This window comes from Undibacterium sp. Di24W, assembly GCF_049340325.1.
In the GTDB taxonomy this organism is placed as follows: domain Bacteria; phylum Pseudomonadota; class Gammaproteobacteria; order Burkholderiales; family Burkholderiaceae_D; genus Undibacterium.
The window spans coordinates 12749-38397 of the sequence record NZ_JBMPOP010000009.1 but is presented as its reverse complement, the minus strand read 5'-3'; the positions used below and the strand labels follow the sequence as shown (position 1 = coordinate 38397).

Genomic DNA, 25649 nt, shown 5'->3' with positions numbered 1-25649 from the left:
TGTCGTTATTTATCTGCGTGATTAGAATTTGTAATCTGTAGATAGATTGAAGCTTTCCCAAAGCTGAATCACCCTCACCCTAACCCTCGCCCGCTTGCGGGAGAGGGGATATTCGCGGCACTCACCCAACAATTACTCCACTCAAGCCATCATGAAATTCACTACCCCAAGCTCCCCATACGGCATCCACCGCGTTATCGAACCACAAGGCGTCTTGCCACAAGGCGCATGGAAAATCGACAACACGATGGAGATCACTGATAATGAAATCCTGATCGATGTTTCTGCATTGAATATCGACGCTGCCAGTTTCACGCAAATTAAACAAGAAGCCAATGGCGATGAAGCTAAGGTTGCGGAAATTGTGAAAGGCATCGTTGAGAAACGCGGTAAGCATCACAATCCAGTGACTGGTTCTGGAGGTATGTTGATTGGTACGATCTTAGAAATCGGTTCCGCACTTGCCGACAAAATCGATTTGAAAGTGGGCGACAAGATTGCGACCTTGGTGTCTTTGTCTTTGACACCGTTGCGTATCGATGAAATCGTCAAGATTCACATGCAAAAAGATCAGGTCGATATCAAAGGCAAAGCGATCTTGTTCGAAACTGGCCTGTACGCCAAATTGCCAGAAGACATCGATGAAAAGATGGCGCTCGCGATTCTGGATGTGGCTGGCGCACCTGCACAGACAGCACGTTTGGTGAAAGAAGGTGACACCGTCGTCGTTATCGGTGGCGGCGGAAAATCAGGAACTTTATGTGTGTACGAAGCGAAAAAACGCGCTGGTAAAAACGGTTGCGTGATCGGTGTTTCTCCTTTCGAAAAAGACTGCCAACGCATGAAGGATTTAGGTTGGGCTGATCATACTTTACAAGTCGATGCGACCAATGCTTTAGCTTTGATGGAAGCTGTGTCCAATGTGACGAATGGCGCGATGGCGGATTTGGTCATTAACTGCGTTAATATTCAGAACACCGAAATGGGCAGTATTCTGTCCACCAAACAGCACGGCAAAATTTATTTCTTCTCGATGGCAACTAGCTTCACCGCTGCGGCCTTGGGGGCGGAAGGCGTTGGCAAAGACGTAGAAATGATCGTCGGTAATGGCTATGCGACTGGTCACGCTGAACATTCATTAGCCTTATTGCGCGAGAGTGAAACACTGCGCAAGTTGTTTACTGAACTCTACGTTTAATCACATTGAAGGTTGCTGACGATGGAGTTCAAACATCCTAATTTAAGTAACATCAAAACCAGCCCGCTATGGCAGCGCATCCATGATAGTGGCATGCAGACCTTAGCGGTCATGGGCATGACCAAAAATACCGGTAAGACAGTTGCGATGAATCACGTGCTGGCGCAAGCTGCTGCGGGGCAAGTGGATATCGGTTTAACCTCAATAGGTCGTGATGGTGAAGACCGCGATCAAGTATTTTTTAACCCAAAACCACCGATCATGGTGTGGCCTGGCAATTTAGTTGCCACCGCGCGTGAGACTTTGCAGCGCGCTAAGGTGCGTTGGAAGTTGATTGACTCGACGCAGATCGACAGCCCTATGGGTGAGATTTTGGTCGTCAAAGTTTTGGAATACGGTGAGATGGAAGTCGCTGGTGCGTCGCGTGGCAGTGATCAATTAAAAGTGATCGCACGCTTGCGTCAGTGCGGTGCCAGTTTGGTGATTTTAGATGGCGCTTTAGGTCGCAGTCACCATGCGTCTCCAGCCATTGCTGACGGCGTGATTCTGGCAACCGGTGCCGCAATCGGCGGTGGCATCCAAGACGTGATTCGTAAGACGCGTGATCGCCTCGGCATCCTCGGCATTAAACAAGCTGATGATAGCGTAAAGGCGCAATGTGAAGCAGTGTTCACGCAAGGTGGTGTTGGTATTTGGGATCAAGACGGTAAGACACTTTTCTTGGAAGAAATTGCTACTTTGAATGCGGGCGCGAAGTTGATGGAATTTATCGATGCGAATGTCGGCACGATTGCGGTTAGCGGTGCTGTAGGGCGTCAATTGTGGCGCGCCTTAAGTAGTTTGGCGGAACGTCATCCGGCATTGACCGTAGTTGTTGCAGATGGCACAAAATTATTCATAGAAAACACCGATTTATTGATCTTTCAAAAGCTCGGTGCGAAATTAGTCGGGTATCGTGGTATTAATTTAACCGGGATTACTTTGAACCCATTTTCGCCCATGGGTGGCAGTTTTGAAGCTGCTGAGTTTTTGGACGTGGCAAAGAATGCCTTCATCGGTTACGACGTATGTGACGTTGTACTAGAGGCGACATCGGACGAAAAAATTAAAGAAACAGGAGAAGTAGCATGAGCCATTTACAACTAGATCAGGCACAAATCGATCGTGCACGCGATTCAGCGCGCCGCATCGCACGTCAAGTGTTCGATGAAATGTCACAGTACACAACCACAACGGTAGAACGCGCGACTTTGCGTTTGCTGGGCATCGACGGCATTGATGAAAATTATGTGCCATTGCCAAACGTGGTCGTGGATCATTTGCAAGCGCAAAATTTATTGCAACATGGCGCAGCACCGATCGTGGTCGCCGCTATGCAAGAAAATAACATGACAGCACAAGAAGTGGCTGAAGCAGTTTCTAAAGGCACCTTGACATTGGCTTTGCCAAAAGACGCAGATGCTGCGCGCAAGGCAACCGAGGCACAAGCAGCGATCATGTGCGAACGTATCGCCAATCAACGCGCTTACCGTTCCAAACAAATCGAGACGATGGGCGAAGCACCAACGCCTTGGCTGTATCTGATCGTTGCGACAGGCAATATTTACGAAGACGTAGTGCAAGCGCGTGCTGCTGCCGAGCAAGGCGCAGACATCATCGCGGTGATTCGTTCTACTGGTCAAAGTTTGCTCGACTATGTGCCTTACGGCGCAACCACCGAAGGTTTTGGCGGTACTTACGCGACGCAAGAAAACTTCAAATTGATGCGCGCCGCTTTGGACGAAGTTGGTGAAAAACTTGGTCGCTATATCCGTTTGACCAACTATTGCTCAGGTTTGTGTATGCCGGAGATCGCGGCGATGGGCGCGATTGAACGTCTCGATATGATGCTCAATGATTCTATGTACGGCATCATCTTCCGCGACATCAATATGAAACGTACCTTCATTGATCAATTCTTCTCACGTATGGTCAACGCCTATGCAGGTATTATCATCAATACGGGTGAAGATAATTACCTGACGACGGCCGATGCCTATGAAGCCGCGCACACCGTTTTGGCTTCGCAATTGATTAACGAACAGTTCGCTTATCTGTCAGGCTTGCAGCCAGATCAAATGGGCCTCGGTCACGCTTTCGAAATTCATCCAGAATTAGAAAACGGCTTCTTGTGGGAAATGGCACATGCACAATTAGTGCGTCAGGTATTTCCTGATGCCTCTTTGAAATACATGCCACCAACCAAACACATGACAGGCAATATTTTCAAAGGTCAGGTACAGGACACTTTGTTCAATATCGTTAGTACGGTCACCAATCAAAATATTCACTTGCTCGGCATGATGACCGAAGCGATTCATACGCCATTTATTCAAGATCGTTTCTTGGCGATTCAAAATGCGAAATATGTGTTCGGCACCATGAAGGATCTGAATTCTGAAATCGAATTCAAATCAGGCGGTAAGATAGAAACACGTGCGCAAGAAGTGTTAGCAGAGACAGAAAGCATCTTGGCAGAGATAGAAAAGATGGGCTTGTCAGCAGCGATTGGTAAGGGCACCTTTGCAGAGATCTCACGCACACCAACTGGCGGTAAAGGTTTGGCTGGTGTGATCAGCAAAGCAGCGGATTACTACAATCCTTTCCCACAATTGATGTTACCAACGATGTTGCTAACTAAAGCAGCGTAAGGAGAAAAACATGACAACAATGGCTGATATCAAGAAACCAGAACAATGGGTCAAACCTTACGGCGACACCATGAACGATGGTCGTGTACAGGTCTCATTTACCTTGCCGGTGGCACTCGATGAAACGTCCAAAGAAGGCGCGAAGCGTCTAGCTCTGTTGATGGGCTTGGAAGAACCCTCCGTTGTTCATTGCGAGGACATGGGTAAAGGCTTTAGCTTTTACGTCGTGTATGGTCAGTGCAAACATCAAGTCGATTTGTCTAGCTTCCAAGTCGTGAAGCCAGAATACGAGACTCTCGATAAATACGCGATCGATGCTTTGATCGCCGAGAAGATGGGGCGTCGTATGGTCGTGATCGGTGCTTGTATTGAAACTGATGCGCATACCGTGGGTATTGACGCCATCATGAACATGAAGGGCTATAACGGCCACAAAGGATTAGAGAGCTATCACGAAGTGCGCGCCATCAATATGGGTGCGCAGGTCGATTCTGAGGAATTGATTGCGCGTGCCATCGAAGAAAAAGCCGATGTGATTTTGGTGTCGCAAGTTGTGACGCAGAAAAATATTCACCTCGATAATTTGACTAAGTTGTCCGACTTGTTAGAAGCGGAAGGCTTGCGTGATAAGGTGATCTTGGTTGTTGGTGGTCCGCGTATTAGTCACGAATTGGCGAAGGAGCTTGGTTATGATGCTGGCTTCGGTACCAAGTCGTATGCAGAAGATGTGGCATCGTTTGCGATTCATGAATGGATTAAGCGTCACGCTGCGTAAGCACACAAAGAAGAGGATGTTATGGAAGATTTATCCAAATACACGAGTTTGATTCGCCTGCGCATGGGTTCGCACGACGCGCACTATGCAGGTGATCTGGTCGATGGCGCGAAGATGTTGAATTTGTTTGGCGATGTGGCGACAGAATTGTTGATCCGTAGCGATGGCGATGAAGGTTTGTTTGTGGCCTACGATAATGTGCAATTTATGGCACCGGTGTTTGCTGGTGATTATATTGAAGCGACGGGTCGTATTGTTTCTATGGGCAAGACTTCACGTAAGATGGAGTTTGAAGCGCGTAAGGTGATCTCTCCTGCGAAGATTGCTGGACAAGTTTCTGCTGCTGATGTGTTGGCTGAGCCTGTGGTGGTTTGTAAGGCTTCTGGGACTTGTGTTGTGCCAGCGGATTTTCAGCGGATTAAACGCTGATCTGTTTTTGCTTGGTTTGAGGTTGTTGTGATGTAGTTTCTGTAGGGCGGGTGAAACCCGCGCTGCTTTGGTTTTTGAGTCTTGATTTGATGTTTTTTGTTGTTTATCGGTTAGTAGGTCGGGTGTGGCCCGACAGCCACTTACCTTTTTTGCTTCGCCAAAAAAGGTAAGCCAAAAAAGGCGACCACGCTGCCACTGGCCTTCGGCTTCCCAATTGTGCGGGACAAAAAATGGGAAAGTGTCGAAACTCGCTTCGCTCAGACAACGACACTTTCTTTATCCATTTTCTGTCCCGCACAATTGGCAGTGTCAGAAGTGGATGAAAGTCAAAGTCAAAAACAACTTCAAAAGCAACACCAAAACAATCAGCATCGACGGCTAATTATTTTACCTCTAGCAGTTGTAGGTCGTTGCTTTTGACCTACCCCCGTTTGAGACGATGTAATTTGTGCTTCACAGAAAATGGATAAGAAAGTGTTGTTGTCTGAGCGTAGCGAGTTTTAACACTTTCCCATTTTTTGTGATGCACAAATTATGCTGGAGCGAAGCGTAAGCACCCCGTAGGGGCGAGTCTACGGTCGCCTTTTTTGGATTACCTTTTTTGGCGAAGCAAAAAAGGTAATTGGCTGTCGGGCCACACCCGACCTGTGAACGACGAGTAAGCTAGAACGTCGAAACAAGATAGATAAATGCAGAACAACGCGGGTTGCACCCGCCCTACAAATAAGTTAAAAAGTCTGTGCAAGAATGCGCAAAGAATGTACTGAATAAAGAGACCAAGATCATGGAAAAACTCATCATCACAGCCGCCCTAACAGGCGCAGAAGTCACCCGCGAACAACAACCCAATCTCCCCATCACCCCAGACGAAATTGCCGATGCGGCTTTCGAATGCGCCAAAGCTGGCGCCTCCATCGTCCACGTACACGGACGTTACGACGACGGCACACCAACGCAAGACAAAGAAGTCTATCGCCAAATCATCACCAAAGTCCGCGAGCGTTGCGATGTGATCGTGCAAGTTTCGACTGGTGGTGCAGTCGGCATGACGGCGCAAGAACGCCTCGCACCAGTCACGCTCAAACCAGAAATGGCAACCCTGTCGATGGGCTCGGTTAATTTCGGTAACGACGTGTTCATGAATCACCCCGACGACATGGATATCTTCGCGACGACCATGAAAGACTTGGGCGTCAAAATTGAGTATGAAGTCTTCGATACCGGCATGATCACGACCGTGAATCGCTGGTTGAAAAAAGGCTTAATCACCGCGCCATTGCACGTTGATTTCGTACTCGGTATTCCTGGTGCGATGGCTGGTACGCCAGAGGCATTGATGTATATGCGTTCGCAATTGCCAGCAGATGCAAGTTGGACAGTCGCTGGCATCGGTGCAGCACAATTGCCATTGGCAACGATGGCGATTATTCTTGGTGGGCATGTGCGCGTTGGATTTGAAGACAATGTGTACTACCGCAAAGGCGAACTCGCCAGCAGCAATGCACAATTAGTAGAACGTGTGGCACGCATAAGCCGTGAACATGATAGGGCTGTTGCGACTCCTGATGAAGCACGTAAAATTTTGGGTATGCCTGCACGCTCTTAATAGGTCAATTTGACTCTCGTTTAAGAAAAATCACTGATTTACGTTTTTGCGTAAATCAGTGATTTTTTCCTATTGAAGGACAGATTCGTAACTCAAATCAATCATCCCCCAAACTAGCCAACAACTCAGCCTGATGTTCAGCCACCAGCGCATTGGTCAGTTCAGTCAAATCCCCATCCATAATGAAATCCAGTTTGTACAGAGTCAGATTGATACGATGATCCGTCATGCGGCCCTGTGGGTAGTTGTAAGTGCGTATGCGTTCGCTGCGATCACCAGAACCGATCAAGCTCTTACGGGTGGCGGCTTCTTCCGCTTGTTTTTTGCGCAATTGACCGTCCATGATGCGGGTCGCTAACACGCGCATGGCTTGGGCTTTATTCTGATGTTGGCTACGACCATCTTGGCATTCAACCACGATGCCAGTTGGGATGTGCGTCAAACGGACAGCGGAATCGGTCTTATTAATATGTTGACCACCAGCACCAGATGCGCGGAAGGTATCGATGCGGAGATCGGCATTATTGATGACTACGTCAGTTAGCTCATCCGCTTCTGGCATGACCGCGACCGTGCATGCTGAGGTGTGAATACGTCCTTGCGTTTCTGTCGCTGGTACACGTTGCACACGATGTCCACCGGATTCAAATTTGAGTTTGGAATAGGCACCAAAACCAGCGATACGAATGATGACCTCTTTATAGCCGCCAAGCTCGGAAGGTGATTCGGACATCACTTCGACTTGCCAGCGATTGCGTTCAGCAAAGCGGGTGTACATGCGTAACAAATCACCTGCAAACAAACCTGCTTCGTCACCGCCTGTTCCCGCGCGAATCTCCAACAAAATATTGCGTTCATCGTTAGGATCTTTCGGTAACAACATGGTTTGCAGTTCGCGTTGTAAGGCTTCGATGCGATCTTTGCCTGCTAGAATTTCTTCTTGTGCAAAGTCCTTCATGTCAGGATCGTTCAACATCTCTTGCGCTTCAACGATGTCACTCTGCGCTTGTTGATAGTTGTGATACAGCGCGACCAAAGGTTCTAATTCCGCATGTTCGCGATTGAGTTTGCGATAGGTGTCCATGTCATTGGTGACACCTTCTTGTACTAGTAATTGACCAACCTCGACCAGGCGTTCAGAGAGTTGATCGAGTTTATGTAGCATGGATGGTTTCATGATTTTGTTTCGCTTTATGCTGTAGGGGCTCTCGATATTCTTGAATGTCGTTGAGCCAGGAATAATTAAATCGGGGAAGTCGTCGTGACGACGTGACAGGCGTAGTGCATGCATACAGCATGCTCAGGTAGCTGGTAGCAGCTAACGCTTAGTGCGGAACAATTGTGGCAGCAGGCGCACCAGATGCGCGCGCTCTTCGCCTTGTGCTTGATGCAAAGCTTGTTGTGGACCATGCAGGAATTTGGCCGTGATGCCTTTAGACAATGCTTCCAACACCGCTTCAATATCATCGCCGCGTGCCAGCATTTTTCGGGCGCGTTCCAATTCGTGTTGACGTACTTGTTCACTGCTTTCGTGCAAATCTTGGATGACTGGAACGACGTGACGGCCATCGACCCAATGCATAAACGACTGCACGCGAGTTTCGATAATCGCTTCGGCTTGTGCTACCGCCGCGTGACGATTTTCTAAACCGCTTTGTACGACGCTGGCGAGATCATCGACGGTGTACAAAAACACGTCGTCAAGTTGTGCGACTTCGGATTCGATATCGCGTGGAACCGCTAAGTCGACCATGAAAATTGGGCGATGTTTGCGGGTCTTAATTGCGCGTTCGACTAAACCGAGACCGATGATGGGTAGTGAAGATGCTGTGCAAGAAATGATGATGTCGAATTCATGCAAGCAATTCGGTAACTCAGCCAGACGAATCGCTTTGCCGCCAAAACGATTGGCGAGTGTTTCACCACGTTCTAAAGTGCGATTGGCGATCGTGATGTTTTTAGGATTTTGTGCTGCAAAATGCGTTGCGCACAGTTCTATCATTTCACCTGCGCCGATGAACAGCACTTTTTGATCAGCAATTTTGTCGAAAATGCGTTGTGATAAACGTACTGCCGCTGCCGCCATAGAAACACTATGCGCACCGATCTCGGTCGTTGACCGGACTTCTTTCGCCACCGCAAAGGTACGTTGAAACAATTGATGCAAATAAGTGCCAAGTCCACCCGCTTCATCGGCTTGACGCACTGCTTCTTTCATCTGCCCGAGAATCTGCGGCTCGCCTAAGACCATAGAATCTAAACCCGATGCGACACGGAAGGCATGGCGCACGGCATTGTCTTGCGGCAGTGTGTAGAGATGGTGACGTAAATCCGCGTAAGGAAGTTTATGAAAATCTGCCAAAAAATGCGCGGTCATATCGATAGGATTATCCACGTCGGCGACGGCGTATAACTCAGTTCGATTGCAAGTTGACAATACGGCTGTCTCAGAAGCGAGATGCGAACCACTACGGGCAAACCAGGCGCGCGCGCCAACCACCGCCTGAGAAATCTGCTCAGGAGAAAAAGCCACCTTTTCTCGCAGTGAGACAGGGGCAGTCGTGTGATTAAGGCCGACGGCGAGTAGTTGCATAGGATTTCGAGGTTTTAAGCTGTCATTATAGCGCGACTCGCCTCATCCTTCATGATCGCTTAGAGCTTCTTGCTCCAAATCAATTGTAATTTAAATATTGTTTGCTGGAATTTCGACTGTAAAGCAGGTTCCTTCTCCAGGTACACTGGTAAAACTAATATGGGCGAAATGGCGATCTATAACGGTTTTAACGAAAACCATACCTAGTCCTATGCCATCATTTTTAATCTGTTCGGCAGCTTTTCCATGTCCTAAGCGTTGAAAGCGTTGAAATAAGCGACTCTGATCAGAGCGGGCGATGCCATATCCTTGATCTTGTATGTGGCAGACGATGGTGTCGTTCAAATTTTTGGTTTTGAAATCGAGTGTACAAGTGATGGTTGTGTCACTTGGACTATATTTGATGGCATTGGAAAGTAAGTTAGTCAAAGCACGCGTCATTAGACTGCGATCAACGCGCACTGGATAGTCGCCCTCGGGAATGTTGGTCACAATTTGTATGCGCTTGCTTCTAGCTAACGTCCACATTTCTTCGGTGGCATCAATTAGTAGATCTTGAAAATCGAGATCAGCAAAACGGTATTCATTCGATTCGGCATGCGCCAGTTGTACGAAACTATCCGCCAGACCCAGTGTCGTGTTGGCTGCTTTTTCTATACGTCCTAGAAAGTCTTCATGCGCTATGGCGGTCTTGGCATTTTTTTGCAACTCGATCAATGCCAGTATTGAGGATTGAGGTCCACGCATATCGTGGGAAATGAAATGCAGCGTTTCGTCACGGCGGCGCTCTGCCTGACGGATTTCAGAGATATCGAGGATGCTGATAATCCAACCGATTAGAACTTTTTGTCCTGAATAGCAGGGCGCACTTTTAATGATTAAGTCGCGATTTTTGGGATCGACGACTTCGACACCTTTACTCAGAACTTGGGTTTGTTGTAGATCTAAAATGTGCCACCAGCTAAATGTATTGCTGTGATGCGCGTCATTGTGGACTGCACTTGAATACTCTGTGTACGGATGGCTCATATTAGAAAATAAATATGGCACCAAAGTGTCAATCACATGCGGCATTCCTATACTTTTAAAGTACGTAACAGCAGCTGGATTGGTTAGTACCACATTGCCATCGGTGGTTGTCACCATCGTGGCATCAGGCAGGCTATATAGACTGTCTGTGACAAACTGGCGTAAATCGCGTACTCGTCGTGCTGCTTTGCGCATGGCGCTGATATGGCGCTCTAGTTTGTCTTGAATTTCCTTCTTCGTGGCACTTGCGTGCGTATCTTTGAGGGTCAGGTCAGGATTGAACTCAGGCAGCAAATGTGGCTCTTGATCCAGCAGAATAAACTCTTCGCCTAAGAAACCAATTGCCGCTTCCAAACGGCGCCAGCTCCATAGTGGGTAGGCAATCAATAGCACGATAACGGCACTTGCAGGCGTCATCCAAAATCCTGCCATCAATAGAAGAAAACTACCCGTGAGTAGGCCGATACAGAGTGTCGCGACCGTAATTAATGCAATACGTGGAGAAAATAAGAAACAGCTGAGCAGAGCCAGTAACACGGCGCTGCTGCTAATCAATGCCGTTTGCCACAGGCTCAATGGTGTAATGCTACGGCCATCTAACAAACTGGCGAGAATGTTCGCGTTAATTTCGACACCAGCGAGTGCCCCTTCATTGGACGTTACTGGTGTTGGAAACGCATCCGCCATGCCGGTCGCAGTTGGTCCGACTAATATATATTTTCCCCGAAAAAATTCGGCAGGCACTTCGCCGCGCAGCACGGCGACATAAGGTACCGAACTAAAGTGACCACTGCTGCCGTAAAACGGAATGTGCATCTGCCAGTCACGTCGCCACACTTTCTGATCATTAGAAAACTGCTTGAAGAACGAAGTCGCGCCGGCAAAATTTTCGGAAGTGTTGAGATCGCGTTTGGTGCTTAATCCTAGATCATGCATTGCTAGTGCAAAGTGCGGCCACCATTGTCCCTGCATTCCTTCGCGTAAGAATACGCTGCGGGCAACACCATCCGAATCGAGCTCTACATGGATATGCCCGAGTGCCGAAGCCGCGTTGCGCAACACCTCTAATGGTGGTGCTGCGCGCAAACCCTTGCCTGCCTGCTCTGAGATCAATGGCAATACCACATTAGCCTTTGCGGCGATCGCTTTAGCTAATTGCGCATCGCCTGCGTTAGGGGTTGTGCTAGTGCTAGTAGTTTTTTCTGGCACCATTCCATTCGATTCTGTTTCAGAGAATAAAATATCGATACCGATGGCTAATGCATCTGATTGATTGAGTTGATTAATTAGTGCCGCATGACGTTCACGTGGCCATGGCCATTTGCCCAATTCGGCCAGGCTGTAGTCGTCAATCGCGACGATGATGATGTCGTCCCGTGCTGGCCGGTTCTGGGTCTGTAAAAGGCGATCATAGATAGTTTGATCAAGTCTCGCAGTCGTGCCGGTGATGACCATTACTATGGTAAGTAGTAGTAAACCAGAAGTCAAAATCAACCATTCTCGCAACGCGATGCTGTGATTTTTGACGGGTCTTGGTTGCTTCTTCACGATAGTTTTACTGACGGTGCTCTAGTTAACAGGGCGTACTGTACCAGCCGAAGAATTCAGTGGCTCACCATTGCCTGTAGTCCAACGTAGGCGAATTTCAAATTTTTGGGCGGGTGAAAAATTGCCAATAAAGCGGTCGGCGTCAGTGGCGCGTACGCGGATGTAGTAGACGCCAACTTCGGGGCGTGGAATGCTGACATTGGCGACCTCTAAATCTTTACTAAAGTAGATTTTTTTAAATTGTGGATCTTCAGCAATCTGTACTAAGAAGCTCTGTCCCGGTTCTGCAGGCCAGCTGAAATTCATCATATTCTCACCTGTGTCGCTCACTGGGCTCATGCTTTGGGGAGCCAAAATGTTGAATGCTTGCGCTGGCGAGAACGGTCCTTGGTCAGGCTGAGCATTTTTCTCGATGACCGTCGCTACACGCCAGAAAAATTGCCCAAGCCCTAACTGCGAGGTGCTCAGTTCTACTTCGGTGATTTTGTTTTGATCCAGTACGATGTTTTTGAATTGCTTGTCAGTCGCAACTTGCAGTCGATAATTCTTCGCAATGTTAGTTTCAGTCCATTTAAATGTGACAGATTCGGAGCGAACTTTATGTTTTGGTTGTAGCAAAAAAGGCGGTTCCGGACGTGCTTTTAAAACAAATGCTTGCGTTGATGGTATGCCTTCTAAATTGTTCGCGTCGATTGCTGTGATTCGGATGAAATAGGCGCTGTCACTTAGATTCTCGAATTTGAAACGCGTGTCCTTGCTGACTAATTCACTCACCACATTTTGTGCTTGCGCATCGGTGCTGATCTGTGCGCGATAGACGATGGCATTGTTGATCGGTGTTACAGCAAATTGCAGGGTAGGGCTTTCTTGTAATTGGAAGCCATCAAGCAAGCTTGGTGCAGGTAGTAATTCTATTGCTTTGCCAACACTGGTCGCACTCACTACATTGCCTTGTCCCGCAGGCAGCAACATCGCATTCGGTGTTTCTGTTTTGCCGACGGCAACTCCACCTTCCAGTACTTCATTGCCTATGCCGTTATCGTTGATGCCTACCCGAAAGTGGGTGCCACGCACGCCAGCGATAGCCAATGGCGAGGTCACCTCATAACGACCTTTGTTCTGGCTTAATGGCGTCACTTTTGACTCCACTTTTCCCTGTACTAGCTTGATTTCAGTGCGTGGACTTTTGGTGAATTTGCTCACTCTTAATTTTGCGAAATTAATTTGACTGTTTGATGGCACAGAAACACGTGAGTCATCCACTAATACTAAGGTCGCGAAGCTGTTCTTACCGGTAATGATCTGGCTACCTTCGTTGACGATGGCGCCGATTTCTAATTCGGCTTCAACACCATTTTTCTTAATTTCTATCACTTTCCCAGCAAGGGCGAATACTTTTGCTGTGCTCGCTTCTTCAGCTAATAATTCCGCGGGAATGATAATCCCTGAGCCGACGGGTATGGTTCTGTCATTGCTGATTTTATTACGCTTACCTATCAAATCCCAGTTGTTGGCTTTATCAGTAAACTGTTTCGCGATGGTGGTTAGGGTGTCGTGTTCTAAGGCGTAATAGGTCACCTCTGCTGGTGTGACGCTATAGCTGCCAGGTGTGCCCTTTAATTTTTGCGTTTGCCCCAAGCTTGGCAAGATGACGGTGCAGCTTATGACGCAGGATACCAAGAGGCACATCAATGCTGATCGAGTCTTCGTCGAAGCCGAGAAGGGAACAGTGAAAGTATTGAGATAAGACGGCTTCATGCATTTCTCCAGCACAGGCAGGATCTGAAGAACTATGACTCTTCAGATCGTAAGGGAATAAAATTAACTTTACATGAGTTCACGCATTGACATTGGTAGCGCAAGTCATGCAGTTACATTCGCGGTACGTGAGGCAATGCTATTTATACGAATGTAAATTATTCTTTGGTGATTTGTTCTAAGCGATAGCCGTAGCTATAAACGGGCGCTAATCGATAGCCATTCTCAGGGCGCAAATCCAGTTTGCTACGTACCCGTGAGATGTGAGTATCCATCGTCCGCGAAGGAATTTCTATATCACGTGACCATACCGCTTCTAAAATGTAGGCGCGAGACAGAGGGCGACCCAGGTTTTGGAATAACAATAAAGCGAGATCGAATTCTTTTTGGGTGAGCTCTATCGCTTCGCCATTAAGTTTGGCGCGGCTGCTACGTACATCAAATTCGTAAGGACCAAATTGGATAATTTCGGCGGCAGTTTGGGTCGGATATGCACGCCGCAGCAAGGCATTGACCCGAGCGATGAGTTCAGCCCTACGTATAGGTTTGATCATGTAATCATCTGCGCCTGCAGCCAAACCTGTCACGATATCATCTTCGCTGGAGCGACTGGTCATAAATAAAACCGGTAAGGTCGCTGATAACTTTTCTCTTACCCAATGCAAAATCTCGGTGCCACTTAAATCGGGCACTTGCCAATCCAGAATCAAAAGATCAAAACTTTCACGATGTAGCTGGTGCATCATCGCCTTGCCACTGGTAAAAGGGTGGCAAGAATGACCTGCATCGACTAGGGTCGCGACGGTCAGATCTAACAAATTTTGGTCATCGTCTAGTATGGCAATTCTCATAGGGTCTTGGGTAAAAGCTCGGTGAGGAATATGACAAGGGAAGCGAGAAAACGGGATCTAGTTTTCTCACCGTGGTTAACTATTTGCTCATTTAGTGCAATCAATCAGTGCTAACAATCAATTGCGCAACTCAGCGTCGGGCAAAATCACGTTGACATCTAAAACCTCTAAATTGCCTTGCTTATCTAAAGACACTTTAATATCTTCAGGGTTTACTTTGGTGTACTTAGAAATCACAGCGATTAATTCTTCTCTCAACGCGGGTAAAAAGTCATAGCCTTCACGACCGCCATTGCGTTCACGAGCAATGATGATTTGCAGGCGCTCTTTCGCTGCGTTGGCACTTTTCGGCTTACTGTTAAACAAAAAAGAAAGCAAAGCCATCTTACTTACCTCCGAAAATACGTTGCAGCAAACCTGGTTTTTCATATTCGACAAAACGCAATGGAGGCTGCTCGCCTAAGAAGCGTGACACGACATCACCATAAGCTTCTGAGACATCGCTGCCTTTCATGTGGATTGCTGGGTTACCATGATTTGACGCGTGCAATACGGTTTCTGATTCTGGAATGACGCCGATCAGAGGAATCCGTAGAATTTCCTGAACATCGGTATACGACAACATCTCACCAGCCTCCACTCTTTTTGGAGAGTAGCGAGTGATTAATAAATGCTCTTTAACAGGCTCGCCACCCGCTTGCGCACGTTTAGATTTGGCTTGAATAATACCGAGAATACGATCCGAGTCGCGCACGGAAGAAACTTCTGGATTGGTGACGACGATTGCTTCGTCGGCAAATGTCAATGCCATTACTGCACCACGTTCGATGCCCGCTGGTGAATCACAAACGATGTATTCAAAATCCATTTTGATCAAATCGTTTAACACGCGTTCTACACCTTCTTCGGTTAAGGCATCTTTGTCACGCGTTTGGGATGCGGGCAAGATGAAGAGATTATCGCAATGCTTGTCCTTGATCAGTGCTTGGTTCAAAGTCGCCTCACCACTGATCACATTGACCAGGTCGTACACCACGCGGCGTTCACAACCCATGATCAAATCCAGATTACGTAAGCCGACGTCAAAATCGAGTACGGCTGTTTTATGTCCACGCAGAGCTAAACCAGAAGCGAAACTCGCGCTTGAAGTGGTTTTGCCTACACCGCCTTTGCCTGATGTCACAACGATGATTCTTGCCACAGGGTACTCCTTCGATGAACTTGTATAAAAACGAAACTAAAATATGAAACTAAGGATAAAAATCAAAATAAATTCAGCTAAGCAGATTTAATTGATGATACTTCAATACTGTCGCCAACTAACTTGATTTGCACCGCTTGATTTGCTGCCAGCTTAGGAAAACCTGTATCAAACGTTTGATATATACCTGCGATTGACACCAATTCGGCTTCCATTGCCGTCGTAAAAATACGTGCGTTCGTATTGCCGCGTGCACCAGCTAAAGCGCGGCCACGTAATGGTGCATAAATATGAATACTGCCGTCGGCGATGACTTCTGCTCCATTATTGACCGAGGCTGTGATTATCAGATCGCAGCCACGCGCATAGACGCGTTGGCCCGCGCGGATTGGCGTATCAATCACCATGGCGGGTATGTGCTCGATAGCTGCAGGCATCGGTGCTGGCGTCGCTTCTACAGGTGCTGCGACGATTTCAGATGCCATCTCAATAGTTGCGACCGGTGCTTCTTTAGGTAATTCAGGCTTCGCTTTACTTACTACGTCTATGCTCAAATCATGGGCGCGAATTGCGGCATGTTGATCTTCTGCTGCATTGCGTACCGCGACTGCGTGCAGGCCGCAGGACTTGAATAATGCAATCAGACTTGCCCAATCTAAGGTTTCATGAGCAATGTTTTCTACATCAATGATGGCAAATTCGTCGTCAAAGAAATCGGGCGTACCGCCGGTCATTTCTCTCAATGCGACTTCTAAGGTAGGCAATGCAGCTTCATTTAAAATGACGGACACTGCTACAACCGTGGATATTTTTATTTCTATGGGTTTGCGGGTCAGACTATTTTGCATATTGCCGGTTCAAATCAAAGAATAAGTGAGTGAATATTGTGCGAAGCTTAAAAGCAAGAAATTCTGTTAAAACTATGCAATTTTGCGTTGTAATGCATGAAATGCAGTAAAAACAGCTTAAAAATGCTATAAATTCCGCGCAGCCTCCATCCTACCAATTGATTGACCACTTAGCAAAAAAACTGCATAAAAAAGTCTCATAATTAGTGAACGCATCGTGCAAACTGCGTACTGCTTGATTGGATGTCGTATTTTTAGACAGAAAAGTAAATAACAAACAATTACTTGCTTTTAAGTATTACCCAATGAAGGCGCTTCCCCGCATTCGAAATGCGAGTTGTTTCAGATTTGAGTGGGAGCGGCGGGTGAAAAAATAAATTCTATTAAATTCGATACTAGAAAGGTGTTTCCATATCTTGATCGCGGAGACGCCTGCCGAAACTGCGACGTCTGCCGTTATTTTTGCGCGTGTCTAAATAGGGATGACTCACTACCTTACGACGTTCGTGTTGACGTCGGTCGGTGCTTGCGCGGCGCTCAATTTGTGTACTTCCGTCTTTCGCGATATACGTACGTTGTGCCGTAGAAGGTCGTGGACTATTCGGGATGCTAGCGGCAACATCGCTTTTTATTGGATGTGGTGGATCAGACTTAAACAAGTCCCACACTTGTAAAATCCGCTGGATAGACATGATATTTCCTTGCTAATTTTTATTGCCTAATTGGTGACTGTCATGGTGAAAGTAGTCGTACCGTTCACTCTGTTTATACCTACGCTTTGCTTGCGATTTGAGACAATGACACGCGGCGAAATTTATATTAAGAATCTTGCTCAAAGTTATCGTCGCAACAGGCAGCTACTTAGCACGATTCGTGCCCGTCTTAATTTGACGCGTCATCTTATAAGATTCTCGACGGTTTTCAGGGACAAATGCTTGGAATTAACGAAAGTTTACATGTGAATTTTGTTATGCTTTACACGTAAAATACCGCTGAGATTTATTTGCTACAAACTTTACCGTTAGCCTTTGAAATAAATCGGGCGATAGGGCATCTCATGGTTTAGATCGCTTGCGCGTCTTCCCGTTGAATGTCGCCTTCCTTGGGTTTTGCGTGTATTGAGAAAGATAGCTTGCTGCATCAGGCGGCGGTCAGTGTTGCGCCTGCTTTCTTGCTTACGTCTTTCTTCAGGGATCCTTTTTAGCGTGGATCCGGTAGGTAGATTTGACGCTTCGTTGACACCAGTGCGTGTCGGAGTCATATGCTGTGCATCTGTACCAGGCTGTTGATAATCAAAAATGCGGGTCAGTTGCAGCGGTAACATAATCTGTGTTGCAAGAAAGTTAGAGATCATGTGGTAACGGCAATTACTTGAATAAACTTTAGGAATATCCTTAAAAAACAATAACTTGCAATGTGGCAATGTTTATAAAATTGGATTTCTTAAAACAAAAACGGCATAAGGTTTCGCACCTTACGCCGTTTTTTTGGGGTAGTCGTACTTGGTTATTTGGCGTCTGTCCCAACACCATGTGCTTGTTGATCCGCGTGGTACGAAGACCTCACCATCGCGCCAACTGCCGCATGGGCAAAGCCCATTTTGTAAGCTTCTTCTTCAAACATCTTGAACACGTCAGGATGTACATAGCGACGCACTGGTAAGTGGTGACCACTTGGTGCTAAGTATTGGCCTATGGTGAGCATGTCGACATTGTGAGCACGCATGTCGCGCATCACTTGCAGAATTTCTTCGTCGGTTTCACCTAAGCCGACCATAATGCCTGATTTGGTCGGTACGTTCGGATGCTGTTCTTTAAAGCGTTTGAGCAAGTTAAGAGAATATTCGTAGTCAGAGCCAGGGCGTGCTTCTTTGTAGAGACGTGGTGCGGTTTCCAGATTGTGATTCATCACGTCCGGTGGTGCCATATTCAGAATTTCTAAGGCGCGATCCATGCGACCACGGAAATCTGGTGTCAGAATTTCGATGCGAGTTATCGGCGATAGCTCGCGGATTTTGGCGATACATTCGGCAAAATGCGCTGCGCCACCGTCGCGTAAATCATCGCGATCAACGGAAGTAATGACGACATAACTTAAACGCAATTCAGCAATCGTCTTCGCTAAATTTAAAGGCTCATTAATATCTAGTGGGTCTGGGCGACCGTGACCAACGTCGCAGAATGGGCAGCGGCGTGTGCACTTGTCACCCATGATCATGAAAGTCGCAGTACCTTTGCCAAAGCATTCGCCGATATTCGGGCAAGTGGCTTCTTCGCAGACCGTGACCAACTTGTTGGCACGTAAAATGTCTTTGATTTCATAGAAACGCGTGGTTGGTGAACCAGCTTTGACGCGTATCCAATCGGGTTTAGGCAGACGCTCAGCCGGCACGATTTTGATGGGAATACGGGAAGTCTTGCTCGCACCCTTTTGTTTTTCTGTTGGGTCGTAGTGGGTATTATCAGTGGCGAGTGGGGTATTTTCGATAGTCATGGCTCAGGTCATTGCTCAGTTAGTCGCTTAATTAGTTGCTTAGTTATTAGCTCAATTAGGCAACGGTCAATAAATGTTGTAAACGATTTGCTAAGGCGGTTTGTACTTGTTCCAGTGGAACTTGTACTTGCAGCGTTCGCATGTCAATCGTGGCAAGCCCTTCGTAGCCACAAGGATTAATCCAGGAAAACGGCTGCAAATCCATCGCCACATTTAGCGACACGCCGTGATAAGTACAGCCATTGGCGCGTACTTTTAATCCTAGTGCGGCTATTTTCGCGCCTTGCCATTCACCGTCTTTCAGGTAAATTCCGGGCGCTCCGGCAATCCGTTCACCTGCAATATTATACGCTGCCAAGGTGTCAATCACCGCTTGTTCAATTTGATGGACGAATTCGCGAGCGAATAAACGCCCTTTAGTGTGACGACGTTTGAGATCGATCAAAAGATAAATCACGACTTGGCCGGGACCATGAAATGTCACTTCGCCACCGCGATCGGTTTGAATCACGGGAATATCGTGTGGAGCCAGCACGTGTGATTGATCTGCGCCTAGCCCTAATGTAAAAACTGGTAGGTGTTCGACTATCCACAATTCATCGGGCGTATCGGCAGTGCGCGCATCGGTAAAAGCGCGCATGGCGGCGAAGCTGCTTGAATATTCTTCTTGTCCGCGCTGCCGGATCATAATCTTTAGCGCGTCGGCACCTGTTTTCATTGCTACGTTGCTTGTCACCTCGGTCATAGCGTTTCTGCCAGACGTTTAACGGTGACTCTTTGAATGAAGAATTGGCCATCCACGACTTTGCGAAATGGAATGCCGTCCAATACAAAGCCAGGTCCACCAGTAGCGATCCATGACTGCGCAAGACGATCAAACGCCACGGGATCTAATCCCAGCATCGGTGCCGAGATAACAAAGCGGGCACCGATTTTTTGTTTGTCGACGATTAACTGTAATGCTTGCATGAAGGTGAAATGTTTCTAATTGGTGTGTTACAGGTGCTATCAACATATTCAAATAATGGTCAGGCTAATTGCGTGTGCCTATAGCACCATCTTCACCATAGGATGTGCCGATAGGTCGCGATACAGATTGTCGAGTTGCTCACGATGAATTGCACGAATGGTGACCGTCAAAGCTAGATAATTTCCTTTGCTGGACGGACGCATTTCTAATTTGCCAGCATGGAATGTTGGATCGTGAATCATCACCACTTCGACAATGGTTTGCGCAAATGAATCCTGCATAACACCCATCACTTTGATAGGGAAGTCACAAGGATATTCAATAAGGCTATCTTCGGGTTTGATTTCTTGCATCATAAAACTTCTTGAAAAAGTAAGGTGGCTGAGAACAACTTAGGTTTGTATAAGAAATGCGTTAAAAATTGCTATTTCTACCTGCTTCTGATGCCTAAATGGGGGCATTTCCACCAAAACCAATAGTTTGAACGCCTATCCTGTGGACTGCAAGCCTTGTTTGCACGGTCAGACGTAAAACACTTATGACTTTGATATAGAGAAGTCGCGCGAAGTGCCACCAAACGCCGAAGCTCTCGCGACTTTTCACGTAGTTCTGGACGTTTGCTGGCGTTGGGATGTTATTATTGTTGCATGGTTTGTTGCAGTACGTATCTGTGCATGGAGGTGAGATGGAGAAGCAAATCGAAGTATTAGATTGGATAGCGCAAGGTCGTGTTGTGCGAGGTAGAGAATCAGAAGCACTAACGCTGTCAGGTTTTTATCCAACAACAATTCAGTGGCGCCGTTTCATTGATCAGATGTTGTTGTGGTGCGGTGTAATCGCTTTGGGCGCTGCCTTGATTTTCTTCCTAGCCTATAACTGGCAGGCGATGGGGCGCTATGCCAAGTTTGCTATTGCGGAAGGGGTCGTCATCTTGAGTTTGCTGGCTTGTTGGCGTTTTAGTCTTACCAGCATGGCGGGGAAGGCTAGCTTACTACTCGCGAGTCTGTTTGTCGGTGCCTTGTTGGCGCTGGTTGGGCAAACTTATCAAACGGGCGCTGATACATTTGAGTTATTCAGTGCGTGGGCGATTGCCACGCTCGCTTGGGTTGTGTTGGCGCGGTTAGGTGCTCTGTACTTATTTTGGTTGGTATTGGTGAATATGGCAGTGATGCTGTATTTCCAAACCTTTGGTGGATTTTGGGGCATGCTTTTCAGTACCAATGCGCAGATATGGAGCTTGTTTGTTTTGAATACCCTGGCTTTATTCTTTTGGGAGTTTGCCGCATGGCGTGGCGTGCAGCATTTGCGCGAACGATGGTCGGTGCGGGTACTGGCAACTGCCAGTGGTGTATTGGTTACCGTGCTGGTGCTTAATGCCATATTCGAAGATAGTTATCGTTTGGAATCTGGTGGATACCTACGCCTGTTAGCGGCGTTTTTGGTCTATCTGGCTTGGTTGTTAGTGAGCTTTATTGTGTATCGAAAATTTATTAAAGATTTGTTTGTGCTGGCAGGTAGTGTGCTGAGTCTGATCGTCAGCGTCAATGCCTTAGTGGGTCGCACCGTGTTGCATCATAGTGACGCCGGTGGATTTCTATTGGTTGGCTTGCTAATCATAGGCTCTTCGGCTTGGGGTGGTATTTGGCTGAAAAAAATTGCGAAGGAGATGCAAGCATGAATACGCTTCTAAATTTTGGTGATGCGCCGGAACAGCGTGAGCATTTGTGGCGTCGCCTGTCGCAGCGGCAATTGGTGCAAGGTGATTTGCCTGTGCTTAGTGTTGATCAGAATAGTGTCAGTCAAGCTTGGTATATCCGTGTCATGTTGGGTTTTGCAGGCTGGTTGGGAGCGCTATTTTTGATGGCATTTATTGGTATCGGATTTTCCTTCGTGATGGATAGTGCTATCGCCAGTATTTGTATCGGTATTGCTTTATGCACTCTGTCTTACGTGTTGTTTCGCTCTGTAAAAAATCAAGATTTTTTGGAACAATTTTCTTTGGCAGTCAGCCTGGCAGGGCAAGGGTTTTTCTTCTTCGGCTTAATTAAAGAGTTTCGTGAAGATAGCATTACTCTGTATGCCGCCATCTTGGTGTTGGAGTTGTTGCTAACGATATGCGTGCCGAATTTCATTCATCGCTTTTTGACGAGTCTAGCTGCAATTTGTGCCGCTTACTTTTTGCTGCAGCGTGCCGGAATTTATGGACAAATGCAAGGCGTGTTAGCGATAGCAGTGTTGGCCTTGTGGTGGTCGCCGAGATTGTTACGACAAGCCGCTTTATGGCGACCAGTTTCATATGCTTTAGCGATTGCACTCGTGTGTTCTGAAGGCGGTCGTTTTGTGCAACCATTCTATTGGCGTGGAACGGATCTAACGTGGATGAAACACGGCTGGTTGATCGGTAGTAGCTTAGTGAGTATTGCGCTGATGATCGCTGTCATTTTAGTGTTGCGCCGTGAGCAGCTAGCATTCAGTTCTTCGCGTGCTATTGCTGCCTTGTCCGCGACTGTGCTCTTGTGTGGATTTAGCTACATTACCCCCGGTTTGAGTAGTGCTTTGCTCTTGATGTTGATTGCGTTTAGTTTTTCAAATCGTATTTTGTTAGGTTTGGGGCTATTGGCCTTATTAAGTTTTCTTTCTCATTATTACTATCAATTGCAGGTGACGCTGCTTTACAAATCTATGGTGTTGCTGGGGCTGGCATCCTCTCTATTTGCGATCCGCTGGCTACTGCTTCGTCTGTTTCCACAGGCAGAACTTGTGGTCGAGGAGGGAGTTTAAAATGTGGCAAAGAATAATGAATCTGAGTGTGAAGACACGAACCGTACTGGCGCTAGCGGCTGGACTTCTAGTACTGGCGGCAGTGAATTGGATCATTGTCCAGCGTGAGCAATTGCTGACGGATGGCAAATTGGTGTTGCTGGAGTTAGCGCCGGTCGACCCTCGGTCTTTAATGCAGGGTGATTACATGGCACTGCGCTTTAAGATTACGAACGATGCTTTTCCTAACTCACGTTGGGGATTGCGTTCGCCACTTAAGGGTGAGGCTGAGCCTAATTATCCACGTGATGGTCATCTGGTCGTAACTTTGGATGAGTATGGCGTCGGACATTTTCAGCGTATTGCGCGCGCTGGCGAGGTCCTTACAGCAGCTGAAGTTTTATTGCGTTATCGGATACGCAATGATCAGGTGAAATTTGCAACGAATGGCTTTTTTTTTGAAGAAGGTCAAGCGCAAGCGTATGAGAAAGCACGCTATGGCGCGTTTCGTGTGGCAGCGAACGGCGATATGATTTTGATAGCTATGTATGGACAGGATTATGCGCTGTTAAAAAACAAATCAACTGATGCGGCATCGGCTACTGAGTAGTATTTCCTAGTATCATGCACTGGAATGTACTGAACCATAATGGGTTGAATTATACGAAGGGAAAAATAATGCCTAAGAATTTACAGAAGCAGTGGTGGTTTATGTTCCCGGTGACTTTTATTTCCGGCTATGCTGCCTTTTTATTGGTGCAGGCTGCGGGTATCGGTGGTTTGGAAACCGTACCACAGATGCTGGTGTTTGCTTTGTGTTTTGCGGCTTTGCGCGCAGGTTTGCAGTTCGCTTCTTGGCTAGCGATTGTGGCCTTTCTACCTAAATTAGCGAAATCGGTTTTGGATCAAGAAGCTGCTAAATAGAGCTGCCATCGTTAGTGAAAAAATGCCCGCGCTGATCAATTCAGCGCGGGCATTTTTGTTTTGATTAGTTTTTTAAATCAGCCAAAAAGCCTATTTAAATAATAGACGTATCGAATCCCAAGCGCGGCCAAAGATGCTCGCTTGGCGTACTTCTTCTAGTGCCAGAACAGGAAATTCTGCCACAGGTTTTCCATCCAACATCATCTTCATAGTGCCGACTTTGCTATTCGCAGCAATCGGTGCTACCAGTGGATCTTTGCGCTCCAAAGCTGGTTTCATGCGGGCGGCGCTGCCTTTTGGCAAGGTCACATAAAGGTCTTGATTAAATCCGATTTTGATCTGTCCTTGATTGCCTTTCCAGACGTCTGGCGTGGCGATAGCGACGCCTTTGTCGTACAGTTTGACTGTATCAAAATTCAGGTAACCCCAATTCAGTAGTTTCAAACTTTCCTGCGCGCGGATCTGATCGCTCTTAGTGCCGGTCACGACAGAAATCAAACGACGTTGACCTGTGCCATTCGGACGAATCGCAGAAGAGATTAGGCAATAACCAGCGGCTTCAGTGTGGCCAGTTTTCATGCCATCCACGGTAGGGTCGAGCCATAACAGACGATTACGATTAGCTTGTGTGATTTTGTTGTAAGTGAAGCTTTTGGTTGAATAATACGTTTTGTAATATTCAGGATGATCGGCGATCAGGCGCGATGCCAAAATTGCTAAGTCGTAGGCGGTAGAAAAATTATCCGGACTAGGCAGGCCATGAGAGTTCGCATAACGCGTGGCTTTCATGCCAAGGCGTGCTGCCTCACGATTCATTTGCACGACAAAAGCGTCTTCGCTACCAGCAACCGCTTCTGCTAAGGCCACTGAGGCATCGTTACCAGATTGCACGATTAAGCCGTATAGCAAATCACCGATACTGACAGGTGTAGCTGGGTCAATAAACATTTTGGAACTGCTAGCATCGACTTTCCAGGCACGAGTGGAGACTGTGATTTGTTGATTTAAATCGAGGCGCTTTTCTTTGAGTGCATTAAACACCAGATAGGCCGTCATGATTTTCGTCAACGAAGCTGGTTCGATTTGCAAAGTTGCGTTATCTGAATTGATGACTTGATTGCTGGTCGCATCTAGAAGAATCCAAGATTTCGCTTCTATCAGTGGTTTAGGCAGATTTTGAGCATAGGCGACCGAAATTTGGGTTAAAGCCGCGGTAGCAAGTAGAACGGATGCTAACAGTGAAGTGAGTGATTTTTTCATTATGTGTAGTGCGTAAATACAAAAATTAAAAACGGAAAACGAGATGTTGCTAACTCAGTGTTATGAATTCAAGGCCATAGATCACTGATGATTTTTTTAATATGTGGCAGACGGCGATGAAAGAAATGATCTGCGCCTGGGATCACCATCACAGGAATGTCTTGTGGTCTGAGCCATTCAAATACCGCCTGTAGAGGAATGGTATCGTCCAGTTCACCATGAATCAAAATGGTGTCAGCGGGAATGTCCGGCATCTCCCATTTGCCTGCAGCGGCGCCAACCAAAACTAAACGTTGAACAGGAATGCCGGCCGCAGTTAAACGTTGATGTAAGCGTGATTGCACAAAGGTACCAAAGGAAAATCCACTTAGCACTAAAGGCAAATTGGGGTAGCGCTGGCGCATGTGTTGCAACAACGTTTCCATGTCGTCGGTTTCGCCTATGCCTGCATCGTGCACACCTTCGGATTTGCCAACACCGCGAAAATTCATACGCACGGTGACGTAGCCTAGTGAGACAAAAGTACGCGCTAAAGTTTGCGCCACTTTATTCTCCATCGTGCCGCCAAACAAAGGATGGGGATGAGCAACTAAAGCTAGGCCCACGGGAGTGTTAAACAGTTCTGGATCGGGATGATTGACGGCACATTCAAGTTGACCAGCATTACCTGGAATTAAAAACTGTTCGGTATGGATATTCATAAAGGCTTAGTTTCT

The 25649-nt window shown here is 47.1% G+C and carries 26 protein-coding genes; 10 read left to right on the top strand and 16 right to left on the bottom strand.

The features are described from left to right. The first annotated feature begins 151 nt into the window (after window positions 1–151). The 6 genes from ACO0KZ_RS17685 to ACO0KZ_RS17660 all read left to right on the top strand — a co-directional run bounded on the left by ACO0KZ_RS17685 (window position 152) and on the right by ACO0KZ_RS17660 (window position 6698). A complete protein-coding gene (locus tag ACO0KZ_RS17685) occupies window positions 152–1198 on the top strand; it encodes an L-erythro-3,5-diaminohexanoate dehydrogenase (RefSeq protein WP_422997635.1) in 1047 nt (348 codons plus the stop codon). Between the two features lie 21 nt (window positions 1199–1219). Further along, window positions 1220–2329, top strand: a complete 1110-nt coding sequence (locus tag ACO0KZ_RS17680; protein WP_422997634.1) for a hypothetical protein — start codon at window positions 1220–1222, stop codon at window positions 2327–2329. Beyond that, window positions 2326–3888: a lysine 5,6-aminomutase subunit alpha gene (locus tag ACO0KZ_RS17675; protein ID WP_422997632.1), complete on the top strand. Its 1563-nt coding sequence runs from the start codon at window positions 2326–2328 to the stop codon at window positions 3886–3888. Before ACO0KZ_RS17680 ends, ACO0KZ_RS17675 begins: the two co-directional genes overlap by 4 nt. Window positions 3889–3898: 10 nt before the next feature. Next, window positions 3899–4663, top strand: coding sequence for an OAM dimerization domain-containing protein (locus ACO0KZ_RS17670; protein ID WP_314859232.1), 765 nt, complete (start codon window positions 3899–3901; stop codon window positions 4661–4663). Window positions 4664–4684: 21 nt separating this feature from the next. Next, entirely contained in the window at window positions 4685–5092 is a 408-nt protein-coding gene (locus ACO0KZ_RS17665) for a hotdog domain-containing protein (protein ID WP_186892694.1), read from the top strand. Between the two features lie 784 nt (window positions 5093–5876). Then, window positions 5877–6698, top strand: a complete 822-nt coding sequence (locus ACO0KZ_RS17660; RefSeq protein ID WP_422997629.1) for a 3-keto-5-aminohexanoate cleavage protein — start codon at window positions 5877–5879, stop codon at window positions 6696–6698. Between the two features lie 97 nt (window positions 6699–6795). On the opposite strand, the gene prfA is transcribed toward ACO0KZ_RS17660, so the two are convergent. The 14 genes from prfA to ACO0KZ_RS17590 form a co-directional block, all read right to left on the bottom strand. After that, window positions 6796–7875, bottom strand: coding sequence for a peptide chain release factor 1 (gene prfA, locus ACO0KZ_RS17655; protein ID WP_422997865.1), 1080 nt, complete (start codon window positions 7873–7875; stop codon window positions 6796–6798). A 141-nt stretch (window positions 7876–8016) separates the two neighbouring features. Continuing rightward, entirely contained in the window at window positions 8017–9291 is a 1275-nt protein-coding gene (hemA, locus tag ACO0KZ_RS17650) for a glutamyl-tRNA reductase (RefSeq protein ID WP_422997627.1), read from the bottom strand. A gap of 90 nt (window positions 9292–9381) precedes the next feature. Next, window positions 9382–11868, bottom strand: coding sequence for a CHASE2 domain-containing protein (locus ACO0KZ_RS17645; RefSeq protein WP_422997625.1), 2487 nt, complete (start codon window positions 11866–11868; stop codon window positions 9382–9384). A gap of 21 nt (window positions 11869–11889) precedes the next feature. Beyond that, window positions 11890–13626: a FecR family protein gene (locus ACO0KZ_RS17640; protein WP_422997623.1), complete on the bottom strand. Its 1737-nt coding sequence runs from the start codon at window positions 13624–13626 to the stop codon at window positions 11890–11892. A 158-nt stretch (window positions 13627–13784) separates the two neighbouring features. Then, window positions 13785–14477, bottom strand: coding sequence for a response regulator transcription factor (locus ACO0KZ_RS17635; RefSeq protein ID WP_422997621.1), 693 nt, complete (start codon window positions 14475–14477; stop codon window positions 13785–13787). Window positions 14478–14594: 117 nt separating this feature from the next. Next, complete coding sequence (gene minE, locus ACO0KZ_RS17630) at window positions 14595–14861, bottom strand: cell division topological specificity factor MinE (RefSeq protein ID WP_314859246.1); 267 nt, start codon at window positions 14859–14861, stop codon at window positions 14595–14597. Between the two features lies 1 nt (window position 14862). After that, window positions 14863–15678, bottom strand: a complete 816-nt coding sequence (minD, locus tag ACO0KZ_RS17625) for a septum site-determining protein MinD (protein WP_314859248.1) — start codon at window positions 15676–15678, stop codon at window positions 14863–14865. 77 nt (window positions 15679–15755) lie between these two features. After that, a complete protein-coding gene (gene minC / locus ACO0KZ_RS17620; RefSeq protein ID WP_422997618.1) occupies window positions 15756–16526 on the bottom strand; it encodes a septum site-determining protein MinC in 771 nt (256 codons plus the stop codon). A gap of 395 nt (window positions 16527–16921) precedes the next feature. After that, a complete protein-coding gene (locus tag ACO0KZ_RS17615; protein ID WP_422997616.1) occupies window positions 16922–17218 on the bottom strand; it encodes a hypothetical protein in 297 nt (98 codons plus the stop codon). A gap of 329 nt (window positions 17219–17547) precedes the next feature. After that, window positions 17548–17880 carry a hypothetical protein gene (locus ACO0KZ_RS17610; RefSeq protein WP_422997614.1) on the bottom strand — a complete coding sequence of 111 codons (333 nt, stop codon included), beginning with the start codon at window positions 17878–17880 and terminating at the stop codon, window positions 17548–17550. Between the two features lie 152 nt (window positions 17881–18032). Then, on the bottom strand, window positions 18033–19019 hold the full coding sequence (gene lipA, locus ACO0KZ_RS17605) for a lipoyl synthase (protein ID WP_422997612.1): 987 nt from the start codon (window positions 19017–19019) through the stop codon (window positions 18033–18035). Between the two features lie 55 nt (window positions 19020–19074). After that, complete coding sequence (gene lipB / locus ACO0KZ_RS17600) at window positions 19075–19764, bottom strand: lipoyl(octanoyl) transferase LipB (protein WP_422997610.1); 690 nt, start codon at window positions 19762–19764, stop codon at window positions 19075–19077. Further along, a complete protein-coding gene (locus ACO0KZ_RS17595; RefSeq protein ID WP_422997608.1) occupies window positions 19761–19988 on the bottom strand; it encodes a hypothetical protein in 228 nt (75 codons plus the stop codon). The genes lipB and ACO0KZ_RS17595 overlap by 4 nt, the downstream gene beginning before the upstream one ends. A gap of 78 nt (window positions 19989–20066) precedes the next feature. Next, window positions 20067–20342, bottom strand: a complete 276-nt coding sequence (locus ACO0KZ_RS17590) for an HP0495 family protein (protein ID WP_315485607.1) — start codon at window positions 20340–20342, stop codon at window positions 20067–20069. A gap of 278 nt (window positions 20343–20620) precedes the next feature. Here ACO0KZ_RS17590 and ACO0KZ_RS17585 point away from each other — a divergent pair, with 278 nt between their 5' ends. From ACO0KZ_RS17585 to ACO0KZ_RS17570, 4 genes are all read left to right on the top strand, one after another. Beyond that, the gene (locus tag ACO0KZ_RS17585; protein ID WP_422997606.1) at window positions 20621–21667 is read left to right on the top strand and encodes a DUF2157 domain-containing protein; all 1047 of its coding nucleotides are present in this window, start codon (window positions 20621–20623) and stop codon (window positions 21665–21667) included. Next, window positions 21664–22770, top strand: a complete 1107-nt coding sequence (locus ACO0KZ_RS17580) for a DUF4401 domain-containing protein (protein WP_422997604.1) — start codon at window positions 21664–21666, stop codon at window positions 22768–22770. The genes ACO0KZ_RS17585 and ACO0KZ_RS17580 overlap by 4 nt, the downstream gene beginning before the upstream one ends. Window position 22771: 1 nt before the next feature. Next, complete coding sequence (locus tag ACO0KZ_RS17575; RefSeq protein WP_422997602.1) at window positions 22772–23359, top strand: GDYXXLXY domain-containing protein; 588 nt, start codon at window positions 22772–22774, stop codon at window positions 23357–23359. 68 nt (window positions 23360–23427) lie between these two features. Then, window positions 23428–23673: a hypothetical protein gene (locus tag ACO0KZ_RS17570; RefSeq protein ID WP_422997600.1), complete on the top strand. Its 246-nt coding sequence runs from the start codon at window positions 23428–23430 to the stop codon at window positions 23671–23673. A gap of 90 nt (window positions 23674–23763) precedes the next feature. On the opposite strand, the gene ACO0KZ_RS17565 is transcribed toward ACO0KZ_RS17570, so the two are convergent. Then, the gene (locus tag ACO0KZ_RS17565; RefSeq protein ID WP_422997598.1) at window positions 23764–24933 is read right to left on the bottom strand and encodes a D-alanyl-D-alanine carboxypeptidase family protein; all 1170 of its coding nucleotides are present in this window, start codon (window positions 24931–24933) and stop codon (window positions 23764–23766) included. Window positions 24934–25001: 68 nt separating this feature from the next. After that, on the bottom strand, window positions 25002–25634 hold the full coding sequence (locus ACO0KZ_RS17560) for an alpha/beta hydrolase (RefSeq protein WP_422997596.1): 633 nt from the start codon (window positions 25632–25634) through the stop codon (window positions 25002–25004). Window positions 25635–25649: the final 15 nt, after the last annotated feature.